This window comes from Dermatophilus congolensis (genome assembly GCF_900447215.1).
Classification (GTDB): domain Bacteria; phylum Actinomycetota; class Actinomycetes; order Actinomycetales; family Dermatophilaceae; genus Dermatophilus; species Dermatophilus congolensis_A.
On sequence record NZ_UFYA01000001.1, the window covers coordinates 655,538 to 668,925 of the forward strand.

Below are 13,388 nucleotides of genomic sequence, written 5' to 3' on the forward strand. Positions count from 1 at the left end.
TTTCTCTCACGGGACAGAGCCCTGTCTCGAGGTGCACCCCACCTGTGGAACGGCGACGGTGCCGGAAAGTAACGGATCTTCCGGAGGGTTTTTCGGTGCGTTTGCTACGGCGTGATACTGCCGGCGGGCACACCGAAAAAGGGCGAATTAGGCCTAATGACTAGCTTGTTCGGGCCTCGCCCGAAGATCTGATCCCCAAAAGGTAAGCGATGAGCGCCTGTGTGGTGCACGTAACTCAAACTCTGTGCGGACGCAGGAGTGCTGTTGCGACAAACCCTGCACGTAGTGACCTGATTCACATATTGCGCAAATTAAATACCCGGCTGTGAGATATACAGGCCGAGAAAACAGTCCTCAATTTTTATTTGATTACTCGGACGAGTGTCCCGGACGAATGTACGAGTTACCGCGACACGCCAGTGAAAGCGCGGTCAATCTGAATTACGCCAATGTCATTAAGAATCGGGAACCTCAGGAGGTTTTCCCATGACTTTGGTACACACCACAACTGTCTCCACAAACGCCCGTGCTTTCCTTCAGTCGGCCTACACGGACCGGCTGCATATTCCTGCACCAGTTGTCCCACCAGTTGGACGCCACCGCACGCTCGGTACCTCGGCATGGCGAACAGCGCTGCGTGAACTCATCGGGTGGGCAACCTTGGGGCTGTGGGTTCCTGGCCTCAATCGCGCTGCAAATGCAGCCTGGCGTCCCTTCCGTACCGCCCCAGGACGCCACCGCGCCTAACCTTTTCCCGACTCGCTTTGCGGTTGTCGTCAGGTTGCTTTGGGGTTGCCCAGGGGAGCGGCGGCATACTAGTGCGATCGTTGTTGTTGCACGAAGGGCGCTACCTACCGGAAAATCCGGCAGCGAACGCACCGCGAGTGAAGGGTTGTGTCGATGGAAACCGCAGAGATCCGGCGTCGCTGGCTCCGATTCTTCGAGAGCAAGGCGCACACCGTGGTGCCCAGTGCACCCCTGCTATACGACGACCCCAACCTCCTGTTCGTCAACGCTGGAATGGTCCCCTTCAAGCCCTACTTCCTCGGCGCCGAAACCCCTGCCTATACCCGCGCCACCAGCGTGCAGAAATGCGTACGCACCGGAGACATCGACGAAGTCGGTAAAACCACCCGCCATGGCACGTTCTTCCAAATGAACGGCAACTTCTCCTTCGGTGACTACTTCAAAAAAGAAGCCATCGAATTCGCCTGGGAATTCGTCACTGGACCTCAAGAAGAAGGAAACCTCGGCTTCGACCCCGAAAAAGTCTGGGTCACCGTTCTGGGTCCTGGGCATCACCCCGACCACCCCGAAGGCGACATCGAAGCCCGCAACTACTGGCGCGCAGTAGGTATCCCCGACGAACGCATCCAAGGCCGCAGCCTCAAAGACAACTACTGGCATATGGGCGTCGAAGGCCCCGGTGGCCCCTGCTCCGAGATCTACATTGACCGCGGCCCCGAATACGGCCCCGACGGTGGCCCTGAAGCTGACGAAGACCGCTTCCTCGAAATCTGGAACCTCGTCTTCCAAACCGAACAAATCACCGACGTCACCGCCAAAGACAAATTCACCGTCGAAGGCCTCTTGCCCTCCAAAAACATTGACACCGGCATGGGGTTAGAACGCGTCGCCTTCCTCATGCAAGGCGTCGACAACATGTACGAAATCGACGAGGTTTACCCCGTCATCGCCGCCGCTGAAAAACTCTCCGGCCGCAAATACGGCGCAGACAATGACGCCGACGTTCGCTTCCGCGTTGTTGCCGACCACGTCCGTTCCTCCCTCATGCTCATCGGAGACGGCGTTGCCCCCGGCAACGAAGGCCGCGGCTATGTTCTGCGCCGCCTGCTACGCCGCGCCATCCGCTCCATGCGACTCCTTGGCGTCACCGACCCAGTTCTACCCGAACTTTTCCCCGTCTCCGTGGCCCAAATGGAGAAGTCCTACCCCGAACTGCGCCGCGACTGGGACCGAATCTCCAACGTCGCCTTCGAAGAAGAACACGCATTCCGCCGCACCCTTACCGCCGGCACTGCGATCCTTGACACCGCAGTCGCCAACGCCAAGAGCCAAGGACGCACCCAACTCTCCGGCGCCGACGCGTTCAGCCTGCACGACACCTACGGATTCCCCATCGACCTCACCCTGGAGATGGCATCCGAACAAGGCCTGTCCGTTGACGAAGAAGGCTTCCGCTCCCTCATGAACGAGCAGAAGCAGCGCGCCAAAGCTGACGCCAAAGCCAAAAAGATGGGTCACACAGACCTGCACCTGTACCGAGAAATCGCCGACACCATGTCCGCGCCCACGGAATTCCTCGGCTACACCGAGACCACCGCTCCCGGACGCATCATGGGCGTTCTCAGCGACTCTGGATCGGTCCGCAGCGCCTGCGAAGGCGACGAGATCGAACTCGTTCTCGACCGCACCCCCTTCTACGCCGAATCGGGTGGACAGCTCGCCGACAAAGGCATCATCGAAGTCGACGGAGCCCGCATTGAGATCACCGATGTACAGCGCCCCGTCACTGGCCTAGTCGTCCACAAGGGACGAGTGCTCGCTGGTGAATTCGGTGTCGGACAGACCGCCACCGCCATCGTCGACGCCGCACGCCGCCGTGACTCCTCCCGCGCTCACACCGCCACCCACATCGTCCACCAGGCACTGCGTGACAACCTCGCCAGCACCGCCACCCAGGCAGGCTCTGAAAACATGCCTGGGCGCCTGCGGTTCGACTTTTCCTGGAACAACCCCATCGACCCCGACACCTTCGCCACCATTGAAGAACAAATCAACCGCGTGATCCTCGGCGACGAAGCCGTCGAAGCTGCCACCATGCCCAAGGGCGAAGCACTCGCCTCAGGGGCCCTGGCAATGTTCGGCGAGAAATACCCCGAACACGTCCGCGTTGTCAGCATCGGAGACTGGAGCCGCGAACTTTGCGGCGGCACCCACGCCATGCGCGTTGGCCAACTCGGCGTTGTCAAACTTCTCAGCGAACAATCCGTAGGCTCTGGAGTGCGCCGCGTCGAAGCCCTCGTCGGCATGGACGCATACGGCCACCTGTCCACCGAATCGCTGCTTCTTTCCCAAATCAGTGACCTTGTCAAAGCCAAGGGCGAGAATATCCCCGACCGGATCGCCGCCCTCATGGCCAAACTCAAGAGCACCGAAAAAGAACTCACAGCCATGCGTGCAGCCCAGCTACGCGCAGCTAACGCCAACCTCGCCAACGACGCAATCGACATCTCAGGCGTCGCCGTTCTCACCCATGACCTGGGAGCTGACGCCGGAGCTGACGATGTCCGCTCCCTCGTTCTAGACATCCGCGGACGCCTCGGCGAAGACAAACCCGCCGTCGTAGCGCTCACTGGCGTGGCCAAAGAACGTCCGCTTATCGTTATTGCCACCAACGAGGCAGCCCGCAAAGAAGGCATCAAAGCCGGAGCGCTCGTCAAAACAGCCGCGACCATTCTCGGTGGCGGCGGTGGCGGCAAACCCGACATCGCCCAAGGCGGCGGCACCGACACCACCAAAATCGCTGACGCGCTCGAAGCCGTGCGCCACGCGATCGCCACCCGCTGAACCAGTAACACAACACAACCGGGAGCGGCACAGTGCGGTCTGGAGTACGTATCGGCGTTGACGTCGGCGCTGCACGCGTCGGCGTAGCTACCTGCAATCACGAGGCAATCCTCGCGGTGCCGGTCGACACCTACCCACGAGAGGGTGTCCCCGCAAAAGGGGACACCCCTGCCATTCCCGATGCCCTCGAACGCATCGTTGCGCTTGTTGGTCAGTGCGAACCCATCGAAATCATCGTTGGCCTCCCCATGCACTTATCTGGAGCCGAGGGACAGTCGGCACACGCTGCGAAAACGTTTGCACAAGCTCTCGTCGCACGCGTTAAGCCCATCCCTGTTCGACTCATGGACGAACGACTTACTACGGTGGATGCTCACCGCGCACTGCACTCGAGCGGCCGGGCCGCGAAAACGCACCGGTCAGTCGTCGATCAAGTCGCGGCAGTCATGATCTTGCAAAGCGCATTGGACGCCGAACGCGACTTCAACCGCGTTCCCGGGTCCATCATCGGGGGCCGAAAACCTAGGCATAGGAGACGTACATGAATTCGCAGTATCCCGAGGATCCTTACAATCCCCGGCCTGCCGAGGAATTCGTCACCCGCGCCTCACTCCGCGCCAGCCGGAACCAGCGCAACAAGCGCCCTAAACGCGCAACACGTCGAAGCTACGACGAAGAGCCACGACGCGACACCTACTACGACGAACCGCCGCGCCGCAGCCGCCGTTCCGAACCGGAACCTACCGAACCCATCCGATTCGTTCAACGCTCCTCACGTACTCAACGTCACGAAGAGGAAAAACCTTGGACCTCGGCTCACTACACCGACGACTCCACCCAAGAGCTCGATCCTCTCGAAGAACTTCTTCGCCGCACCCGCCAATACGAAAACCCTGACCGCAGGAAACGTGGCATAGACACCGGCGAACTCATCCGCAGCACAGAAGAGCTCACTCGTAGCCGACGCCGCCCCGAGACAGACAACGAACCCAGTCGTCGTAGTCGTCGCGGCTATGAGGCCCCAGATCCTGGGATGCGCGCCGGATTTGACGATGAGGAGCCCATGCGGCCTCGGCGGGGTTTTGACCCCGAAACACCTCGTTCTTCTCGGGAACAGGAGCAACCCAGTCGTCGTAGTCGTCGCGGCTATGAGGCCCCAGATCCTGGGATGCGCGCCGGATTTGACGATGAGGAGCCCATGCGGCCTCGGCGGGGTTTTGACCCCGAAACACCTCGTTCTTCTCGGGAACAGGAGCAACCCAGTCGTCGTAGTCGTCGCGGCTATGAGGCCCCAGATCCTGGGATGCGCGCCGGATTTGACGATGAGGAGCCCATGCGGCCTCGGCGGGGTTTTGACCCCGAAACACCTCGTTCTTCTCGGGAACAGGAGCAACCCAGTCGTCGTAGTCGTCGCGGCTACGACGCTCCAGAGCCCAGCGACCGTCGCGGATTCGACGACGAAGAATCTCCTGCGTCGCGTGGGTTCAGTAGGCGTGAGCGTAAACGGCAGCGCGAGCGTGAAGATGTTGAGCCCGAGGCCGAACCACGCACCCCCAGCCGCCGTCGCGGATTCGACGACGAAGAATCTCCTGCGTCGCGTGGGTTCAGTAGGCGTGAGCGTAAACGGCAGCGCGAGCGTGAAGATGTTGAGCCCGAGGCCGAACCACGCACCCCCAGCCGCCGAATCGAACAAGGCATGCGCGGGGAACAAGGCCGCCGCGTTCAACAAAACCTGCGCCCCGATCAAGGACGACGCATCCGCCGCAACGACAAACCACCACAGCGACGCGGAAAACGCCTCCTAACAATCGTCGCGGTACTCCTCCTTGTGGCAACCGTGACCCTCGGAACCACCGTCTATCGCGCATTCAGCACCCCCGACTACGACGGTGAAGGAACCGGTTCAGTCAACATCGTTGTTGCTCCAGGACAAAGCGGATCCCAAATCGGCAACACCCTGGAGAAAGAAGGCGTCGTCAAATCTGCCCGCGCCTTCATCAAAGCGCTAGAAAACAACCCCGGCAAAGAAATCCAGCCTGGAACCTACGCCCTAGCTAAAGAGATGTCTGCTGATAGCGCTCTTGAAAAAATGCGCAGCACCGGACGAGCCGTGCACCGCGTCACCATCCGCGAGGGGCTCTGGAAAGCTCAGGTCTTCGAGGAACTCGCCAAAGTAACTAACCACAAACCAGCGGACTACGCAGCAGTTGAAAAGCAGAACGAAAGCGACCCCAGCATCCTCAAACTGCCTGCCTCAGCCAAAGGCAACGTTGAAGGCTACCTATTCCCAGCCACCTACGAGTTCGACCCCGGAACAACACCGGCACAACAACTACGCCAGATGGTCAACCACACCCTGGAACAGTTGAAAAACCTTGGCGTACAAGAAGCAGACGCCGAACGGATGATCACCTTGGCTTCCATCGTTGAAGCCGAGGCACGCCTTAATGAAGACCGGCCTAAGGTTGCTCGCGTCATCCTCAACCGTCTTGCCAAACCGATGCGCCTGCAGCTGGACTCCACCGTCAGCTACGGCGTGCAGAACCGCTCTATCACCACCACAGACGCCGAACGCGCCAACAAGAACCCTTACAACACGTACGTCAATGACGGCCTGCCCGCCGGACCTATCGGCAACCCTGGAGCCCAGTCGATCAAAGCCGCCATCCAACCGGCCGAAGGCCCCTGGCTTTACTTCGTCGCCATTGACCCAGTCAAAGGAACCACCGTGTTCTCCAACACCAAAGCCGAACACGACAACGCTGTGCGCCAGTTCCAGCAGTGGTGCCAGCAACACCCAGGAACCTGCTGACGTGCCCGGCTGCGGCGTGCTCCCACCCGAAAACTTCCTCACGGTCATCGACACCGCTCGTGAAGAAGAAGATCTGGTGCGCGCCGCAGCCGGAACCCATGGCCCCAACGTTGCTGCCGTTCTTGGCTCACCCATCGATCATTCTCTCTCCCCACTGCTACATCGAACTGCTTACAGCGAGCTCGGTTTTAGCGATTGGCGGTTTCAGCGTTACGCCGTCGGTGGCCCTGGTGAACCAACTTTGGCGCATTACCTCTCTACCGTGCACGCCAGCCACAGCCGCTGGCGGGGTATGGCAATCACGATGCCTTTGAAGGAAGATGCACTGGCTGCAGCCGACCTTGTCTGCGCACGTGCAGCTGACCTCAGAGCAGCTAACACTCTCATTCCGTATGGCCGCGGCTGGGCAGCAGACAACACAGACATCGTCGGTGTAGAGAGCGCTCTCCGAGAAGCTGGGATCCGGTACGCCGAGTACGCACTGATCATTGGCTCTGGTGCCACGGCCCGAGCCGCTTTGGCGGCGCTGGTTTCCTTCGGGGTTGAGCACGTCACATTCGCTGTGCGCTCTCAGGTGCGACCTGCCACTACCGACTTAGCCAAACGTCTTGAAGTCAACATTGACACCCTGGACCTCACTGACACGGTGAGCCTGCAGCGATGCGTTAATGAAGCCGAAGTGACTATTTCCACTCTTCCCACGGGTGCTGATCTCAGCTTGCCGCCCCGGGGCGAAGACCCGATTCCAGGCGTCGTGATGGATGTCGTTTATGCCAACTGGCCCACCTCTTTGGGCGCCTGGGCACAGGCGGCTGGCGCACGCGTTATTTCAGGGCTTCCCATGTTGCTCCACCAAGCTGCGGCCCAAGTGCGAGCCTTCACAGGGCACACACCGAATGTCGCACATATGCGTCAGGCTTTGGAGCAGGCTGTCACGTTGTAGCTGTCCGCCCAATCCCCGAGTAAGCGTCCGGGGGAGTGCACCAGCCGTGACACCATGAGTTTCATGCGTTGGTTGACAGCAGGTGAGTCCCATGGCCCTTCCCTGGTGGCCATCCTTGAAGGAATGCCAGCGGGCGTGGAAGTGACCTCACACGATGTTGAGGCAGCGCTTGCGCGTAGGCGTTTGGGGTATGGGCGAGGTGCACGCCAGAAGTTTGAAAAGGATGCATTGCGCGTGCTTAGCGGTGTGCGTCACGGCGTCACGTTGGGGTCTCCCATTGCTGTGGAGATAGGTAATTCGGAGTGGCCGAAATGGGAGACGGTAATGTCTCCTGATCCGGTTTGTGCTGATGCGTTGGTGCGTAGCGATGATGCCAATGCGCCGAAGGAGTTGGCTCGTAACAAGCCGCTCACTCGTCCTCGGCCGGGGCATGCTGACCTGGTTGGTATGCAGAAGTATGGGTGGGACGATGCGCGAAATGTGTTGGAGCGTTCTTCTGCGCGTGAGACTGCAGCCCGGGTGGCTTTAGGTGCTTACGCCTCGTGTTACTTGCAGCAGGTAGCGGATATTCGTCTTGTTTCTCATACCGTTTCGATTGGTCGTGCGGGCACTGCTGATGGGGCAGCTTTGCCGACTCCTGATGATGTGGATGCCCTTGATGGTGATCCGGTGCGTTCTTTTGACGCTGTGGCCTCCGAGGCGATGGTGCAGCAGATCGATGCGGCTCGTGGCGCTGGTGACACTCTTGGTGGGGTTGTTGAGGTGCTTGCCTATGGGTGCCCTCCTGGTCTTGGGGCGCATGTGCATTGGGATCGGCGGTTGGATGCGCGTCTGGCTGGGGCGTTGATGGGGATTCAGGCTATTAAGGGGGTGGCGGTTGGCGATGGTTTTGATAGTGCCGCTCGGCTTGGTTCGCAGGCGCATGATGAGATGGAGCGTGATAGTGCTGGGGTGATTCGTCGTCGTACGGGGCGTGCCGGTGGTCTTGAGGGGGGGATGACCAATGGTGAGGTTTTGCGGGTGAGCGCTGCGATGAAGCCGATCAGTACGGTGCCGCATGCGTTGGATACGGTTGATATCACTGGTCAGGGGGCGGCGAAGGCTATTCATCAGCGCTCGGATGTGTGCGCGGTGCCCGCGGCGGGGGTGGTTGCTGAGGCGATGGTTGCTTTGGTGCTTGCTGAGGCTGTTGCGGAGAAGTTTGGTGGGGACAGCGTGGTGGAGGCGCGGCGTAATGTGAGGGGATATTTGGAGGCTATGCCTGCTGGGAAGAGGACGTGGTGACTGAGCAGATGTGTGTTGATTCGTCGCTCATTGTTTTAACCGGGCCTCCGGGAGCGGGTAAGTCCACGGTGGGGCGGCTGTTGGCTGCGCGTTTGGGTGTTGATTTCGCTGATACGGATGTTCTTGTTACCCAGCGGGCTGGCAAGGATATTGCGGATATTTTTGTTGATGATGGGGAGGCGGCTTTTCGCGCGGTGGAGCGTGAGGTGGTTGCTGATGCGTTGGCGCATCGGTGTGGTGTGTTGGCGTTGGGTGGGGGAGCGGTGCTTGATCCGGTCTCGCAGGTGTTGCTGCGGGATCGGTGTGTGGTGTTTCTTGATGTGTCGTTGCGGTATGCGGGTAGGCGTACTGGGTTTGATCAGGGGCGGCCGTTGTTGGCGTTGAATCCGCGGGGGCAGTGGCTTGCGTTGATGGAGCAGCGGCGTCCGATTTATGTGGATGTGGCGACGGTGAGGGTTGATACCGATGGCAAAGAGCCCGATGAGGTGGTTGAGGCTGTTGTTGCGTTGTTGTCTGATGAGTTGAATAGCGGGGGAGTGCAATGAGTGTTGATGGTGTGCGGTGTGAGGGTGCTCGTAGCGTTATTCATGTGGGGCCTGCTGCGGGGGCGGGGGCGTATGACGTGGTGGTGGGGTGGGGGTTGGCTGCTGAGGTGGCTGCGTTGGTGATGAGTGCCGGTGGTGGGGGTGTGGTGGCTGATCCTGCTGCGAATCGTCCTGGGCGGGCGTTGGTTGTGCATGCTGGTGCGGTGGAGGGGTTGGCGCGGGAGATTGCTGGGCAGTTGCGGGGTGGGGGTGTTGAGGTGCTTGTGGTGTGTGTGCCTGATGGTGAGGCGGCTAAGACGGTGGGTGTGGCTGCGGATTTGTGGTCGCGGATGGGGCGGGCGGGTTTTACGCGTTCGGATGTTGTTGTTGGTGTGGGTGGTGGGGCTGTGACGGATTTGGCTGGGTGGGTTGCGGCGAGTTGGTTGCGTGGGGTGTCGGTGGTGCAGGTCCCGACGACGGTGTTGGGGATGGTGGATGCGGCTGTGGGGGGTAAGACGGGGATTAATACGGCTGAGGGGAAGAATTTGGTGGGGGCTTTTCATCCGCCATTGGGGGTTTTTGCTGATTTATCGGTGTTGCGGACGTTGCCGAAGGCGGATGTGGCGGCGGGTTTGGCTGAGGTGGTTAAGGGTGGATTTATTGCTGATCGGCGGATTCTTGAGTTGGTTGAGCAGGATCCTCTGGGGGCGGTGGATCCGGAGTCTGGGGTGTTGCGGGAGTTGGTGGAGCGCAAGATTGCGGTGAAGGCGGGGATTGTGACGGGGGATCTGCGTGAGGTGGGGGAGCGTGAGTTCCTTAACTATGGGCATACGTTGGCGCATGCTATTGAGAATCTTGAGGGGTATACGTGGCGTCATGGGGATGCGGTGTCGGTGGGGATGGTGTTTGCGGCTGAGTTGGCTTGTGCTGCTGGGTTGTTGGATGCGGCTGTGGTGCGGCGGCATCGGGATGTGTTGTCGGGTTTGGGGTTGCCGGTGGGGTATTCGGGGGCTGGGTTTGCTGATGTTGTGGAGGTGATGGGGCGAGATAAGAAGACGCGGGGGTCGACGTTGCGGTTTGTGGTTCTTGCTGGTGTGGGGGTTCCGCGGCGGCTTGTGGGGCCGGATGAGGGGCTGTTGCGGGAGGCTTTTGCTGCGGTGTCGGGGTGAGGTGTGGGGGGTGGGTTATTGCGGGGGGCGGGTGATGTGCGTGTAGACGGGTACGCCGGTGGGGTCGGTGACGACGCCTGTGACGGCGGAGGTGGAGGTGGTGGTGGCGTTGAATGACCATAGGGGCAGGCTGGGTAGACCACGCAGGATGTAGCGTTCGGCTTCTTGGTGGGCGGCCATGGCGGCGGAGTTTTTGGTTGCTGCGTTGGCTAGGCGTAGGTGGAGTTCGGCGAGGGGGTCGGTGTAGGAGTTCCAGTTTTCTTGGGCGTCGGGGGAGTAGCGGGGGACGAGGAAGGCGCCGAGGTCGCGTTGGCGCATGCGCCAGGTGCGTAGGTAGGGGCCGTTGATTTTGCCGTTGCGGACTGCGTTGGCTAGTGCTTGTTCGTTGGGGTAGGGGCGGGTGTCGCAGGTGATGGGGAGGGTTTCGACGAGGGCGGAGCAGATGGCGCCGGCGGATACGGCTTCGGTGCCGTTGCTGAGGTAGGCGATGGTGATGTTGTGGGGTGAGTTGGGTGACCAGAGGGCGCGGGCTTGGTCGGGGTCGTGGATGCAGAGGGTTCCGCAGATGTCGTTGGAGTAGCCGTCGACGACGGGGGATGCTAGGTCGGTGGCGGGGGTGGTGGCGCCGTCGTAGTTGGTTTCGGCGATGGTGTTGCGGTCTAGGGCGGCGCCGATGGCTGCTTTGCGGTTGCGTCCTTCGATTCCTTGCCATTCGGGGGTGGTGGGGAAGTCGAGGGTTTGGTTCATGCCGACGGGTTGTTGTGCGACTTGGAGTTTTGCGTCGGTGGCTTCTTGGATGCGGTTGGGGGGTAGTTCGTCGATGACGTCGAGTTTTCCTGCGCGTAGGTCGAGGTAGGCGGTGTCGAGGTTGTCGTAGGTGTGGAATTCGATTCCGGTGTTGGCTACTTGTTGGGGGCTCATGTAGGTGGAGTTGGGGCGCAGGGTGTAGGTGCCTTTGCCGGTCCAGGGTTTTTCGAGGCGGTAGGGGCCGTTTCCGGTGGGTTTGGTGGCTAGGGCGGTGGGGTCGGTGCGTTGTTTGGCGGGGAAGGGGGCCATGGTGATGTCGGCGGAGAGTTTGTTGAAGCGTGGTGTGGGGGTGGTGAGGGTGATTTGGAGGGTGGTGGGGTTGATGACGTTGAGGCCGCTGAGGGGGTCGGTGTTTTTGGGGTCGTGTTCGTCGTAGCCTTCGATGAGGGTGAGGGGGGTGGCTACTCCGGTGGTTTTGGTGCGGGTTGCGGTAAGGGTCCAGGAGGCGGCGATGTCTTCGGCGGTGATGGGGGTTCCGTCGGCGAATTGGGCGCGGGGGTCGATTTTGGCGGTCCAGGTGGTGTGGTTGCTGGTGGTCATGGTGTTGGCGAGGCCGGGGACTGCTTTTCCTTTGGGGTCGATGGAGTAGAGACCGCGGTAGATGAGTTGGGCGATGCGGCGGGTGGCGTCGTCGGTGATGTCGGCGGGGAAGAGTGAGGGGCCTGCGGCGCGGGTGTTGGTGCGGATGGGTGTTTCGGGGGCTACTGGTGGTGGTGTGATGGGGGGTTGTGAGGGTGCGGTGGGGGTGGGGCTGGGGTGGGTGCAGGCGGTGGTGAGTAGGGTGCATGCGAGCGTGACGAGGATCCGCCGGTGTGCGCGGCGGCGGGTGTGGGGTGTTGGGATGGAACTGGGTCGTTCTTGTGTGTTCCCCCGGTTTCGCATGTAGCCACCTTGCCACGGGTGGGGTGGTGGAGGTGGAGGGCGGGGTGTTGTTGGTGGAGTCTGCGAAGGGCCGGTGGCGCGGATAGACTGGTGGGCCGAGAGTTATTCGGACATCATTTTCGAAGAGAGAGTCGACTTACGTGGCAACGACGAACGATCTGAAAAACGGCATGGTGCTGGTGTTGGACAACCAGTTGTGGACTGTTATTGAGTTCCAGCACGTGAAGCCGGGTAAGGGTCCGGCTTTTGTCCGTACCAAGCTCAAGAGTGTGACGAGCGGTAAGACGGTCGATAAGACGTTTAACGCTGGCACGAAGGTCGAGACCAGCAATGTCGACAAGCGCTCGATGCAGTACTTGTACAAGGACGGCGACGACTACGTTTTCATGGATGGGAAAACGTATGACCAGTTGACGGTGCCGGGCAGCGTTGTTGGTGACGCGGCGAAGTACATGTTGGAGAACATGGAAGCCACGGTTGCTACGCATGAGGGTTCGGTGTTGTTTATTGAGCTTCCTGCGTCGGTGGAGTTGGAGATCACGTATACGGAGCCGGGTTTGCAGGGCGACCGGTCCACTGGTGGGACTAAGCCTGCGACGTTGGAGACGGGTGCTGAGATTCAGGTGCCGTTGTTCCTGGAGACCGGTACTCGTGTCAAGGTCGATACGCGTGATGGCTCGTACTTGAGCCGTGTGAACTGATGTCGCAGAGCTCTTCGGAGTCTGTTCGCAGTGGTTCGGGGGCGGGTAAGCGTTCTCGTTCGGGTAAGCCTGGCCAGGGGTCGGGTACGTCTGCGCGCAGTAAGGCTCGTCGTGAGGCTTTGGATATTTTGTTTGAGGCTGAGCAGCGGGGTAAGCGTCCGTTGGAGATGCTGGCTGAGCGGGTGGCGCATCCGGCGCGGGTGAATCCTCCGCGTGCGTTTGCGGCGCAGATCGTCGAGGGTGTGGCTGATCATTGGGCTGCTATCGATGATGCTATTTCGACGTATTCGCAGGGTTGGGCGTTGGATCGTCTTCCGGCGGTTGATCGTGCTGCGTTGCGGGTCGGGACGTGGGAGGTTCTGTACCACGATGAGACACCTGATGGTGTTGCCGTGGCGGAGGCTGTTGCGTTGGTGGCTGATTTGTCGACGGATTCGTCTCCGAGCTTCGTGAATGGTTTGTTGAGTCGTATCGTCGAGGTGAAGTCCACGTTGATGTGATCAGCGTGGTGTGTCAGGAGGGGCGTGCGCTGGTGGTGCATGCCCCTCCTGGCGTGTGCTGGTGATGTTGCAGGTGGATGTGTTGGTGATGTTGCGCTCGTAGGATTGCGGAATTGTGTTGCCGCGGCAGTGTTCTTTGAGGGTTGTTGTGGTGTGGGCGTGGTCAGGATTGCGG

The 13,388-nt window shown here is 60.5% G+C and carries 11 protein-coding genes; 10 read left to right on the forward strand and 1 reads right to left on the reverse strand.

The window, feature by feature from the left end; all coding sequences use genetic code 11:
- The first annotated feature begins 486 nt into the window (after window positions 1–486).
- The 8 genes from DXZ77_RS02775 (at window position 487) to aroB (ending at window position 10,323) form a co-directional block, all read left to right on the forward strand.
- The gene (locus tag DXZ77_RS02775; protein WP_115029757.1) at window positions 487–747 is read left to right on the forward strand and encodes a hypothetical protein; all 261 of its coding nucleotides are present in this window, start codon (window positions 487–489) and stop codon (window positions 745–747) included.
- 153 nt (window positions 748–900) lie between these two features.
- Entirely contained in the window at window positions 901–3,591 is a 2,691-nt protein-coding gene (gene alaS, locus DXZ77_RS02780; RefSeq protein ID WP_115029759.1) for an alanine--tRNA ligase, read from the forward strand.
- Between the two features lie 32 nt (window positions 3,592–3,623).
- Window positions 3,624–4,136 carry a Holliday junction resolvase RuvX gene (ruvX, locus tag DXZ77_RS02785; RefSeq protein ID WP_115029761.1) on the forward strand — a complete coding sequence of 171 codons (513 nt, stop codon included), beginning with the start codon at window positions 3,624–3,626 and terminating at the stop codon, window positions 4,134–4,136.
- Window positions 4,133–6,403: an endolytic transglycosylase MltG gene (gene mltG / locus DXZ77_RS02790; protein WP_115029763.1), complete on the forward strand. Its 2,271-nt coding sequence runs from the start codon at window positions 4,133–4,135 to the stop codon at window positions 6,401–6,403. Before ruvX ends, mltG begins: the two co-directional genes overlap by 4 nt.
- Window position 6,404: 1 nt before the next feature.
- Window positions 6,405–7,346 (forward strand): shikimate dehydrogenase, encoded by a 942-nt coding sequence (locus tag DXZ77_RS02795; protein ID WP_258553095.1) that lies wholly within the window; start codon window positions 6,405–6,407, stop codon window positions 7,344–7,346.
- Window positions 7,347–7,409: 63 nt separating this feature from the next.
- On the forward strand, window positions 7,410–8,630 hold the full coding sequence (gene aroC, locus DXZ77_RS02800) for a chorismate synthase (protein ID WP_115032459.1): 1,221 nt from the start codon (window positions 7,410–7,412) through the stop codon (window positions 8,628–8,630).
- Window positions 8,627–9,175, forward strand: a complete 549-nt coding sequence (locus DXZ77_RS02805) for a shikimate kinase (protein ID WP_306746499.1) — start codon at window positions 8,627–8,629, stop codon at window positions 9,173–9,175. Before aroC ends, DXZ77_RS02805 begins: the two co-directional genes overlap by 4 nt.
- Window positions 9,172–10,323 (forward strand): 3-dehydroquinate synthase, encoded by a 1,152-nt coding sequence (gene aroB / locus DXZ77_RS02810; protein ID WP_115029765.1) that lies wholly within the window; start codon window positions 9,172–9,174, stop codon window positions 10,321–10,323. Before DXZ77_RS02805 ends, aroB begins: the two co-directional genes overlap by 4 nt.
- A 15-nt stretch (window positions 10,324–10,338) precedes the next feature.
- Here aroB and DXZ77_RS02815 read toward each other — a convergent pair whose 3' ends face one another.
- On the reverse strand, window positions 10,339–12,012 hold the full coding sequence (locus tag DXZ77_RS02815; protein ID WP_115029767.1) for a peptide ABC transporter substrate-binding protein: 1,674 nt from the start codon (window positions 12,010–12,012) through the stop codon (window positions 10,339–10,341).
- Window positions 12,013–12,152: 140 nt separating this feature from the next.
- On the opposite strand from DXZ77_RS02815, the gene efp reads away from it, so the two are divergent.
- Both efp and nusB read left to right on the forward strand, forming a co-directional pair.
- Complete coding sequence (gene efp / locus DXZ77_RS02820) at window positions 12,153–12,713, forward strand: elongation factor P (RefSeq protein WP_028327977.1); 561 nt, start codon at window positions 12,153–12,155, stop codon at window positions 12,711–12,713.
- Window positions 12,713–13,213, forward strand: coding sequence for a transcription antitermination factor NusB (gene nusB, locus DXZ77_RS02825; protein WP_084441436.1), 501 nt, complete (start codon window positions 12,713–12,715; stop codon window positions 13,211–13,213). The genes efp and nusB overlap by 1 nt, the downstream gene beginning before the upstream one ends.
- Window positions 13,214–13,388 lie beyond the last annotated feature (175 nt).

Excerpts from the sequence above, each read along its gene's own strand:
- DXZ77_RS02775 (WP_115029757.1), top strand. The coding sequence starts at position 487 with ATGACTTTGGTACACACCACAACTGTCTCCACAAACGCCCGTGCTTTC.
- aroC (WP_115032459.1), top strand. The coding sequence starts at position 7,410 with ATGCGTTGGTTGACAGCAGGTGAGTCCCATGGCCCTTCCCTGGTGGCC.
- DXZ77_RS02815 (WP_115029767.1), bottom strand. The coding sequence starts at position 12,012 with ATGCGAAACCGGGGGAACACACAAGAACGACCCAGTTCCATCCCAACA.
- aroB (WP_115029765.1), top strand. The coding sequence starts at position 9,172 with ATGAGTGTTGATGGTGTGCGGTGTGAGGGTGCTCGTAGCGTTATTCAT.
- mltG (WP_115029763.1), top strand. The coding sequence starts at position 4,133 with ATGAATTCGCAGTATCCCGAGGATCCTTACAATCCCCGGCCTGCCGAG.
- nusB (WP_084441436.1), top strand. The coding sequence starts at position 12,713 with ATGTCGCAGAGCTCTTCGGAGTCTGTTCGCAGTGGTTCGGGGGCGGGT.
- alaS (WP_115029759.1), top strand. The coding sequence starts at position 901 with ATGGAAACCGCAGAGATCCGGCGTCGCTGGCTCCGATTCTTCGAGAGC.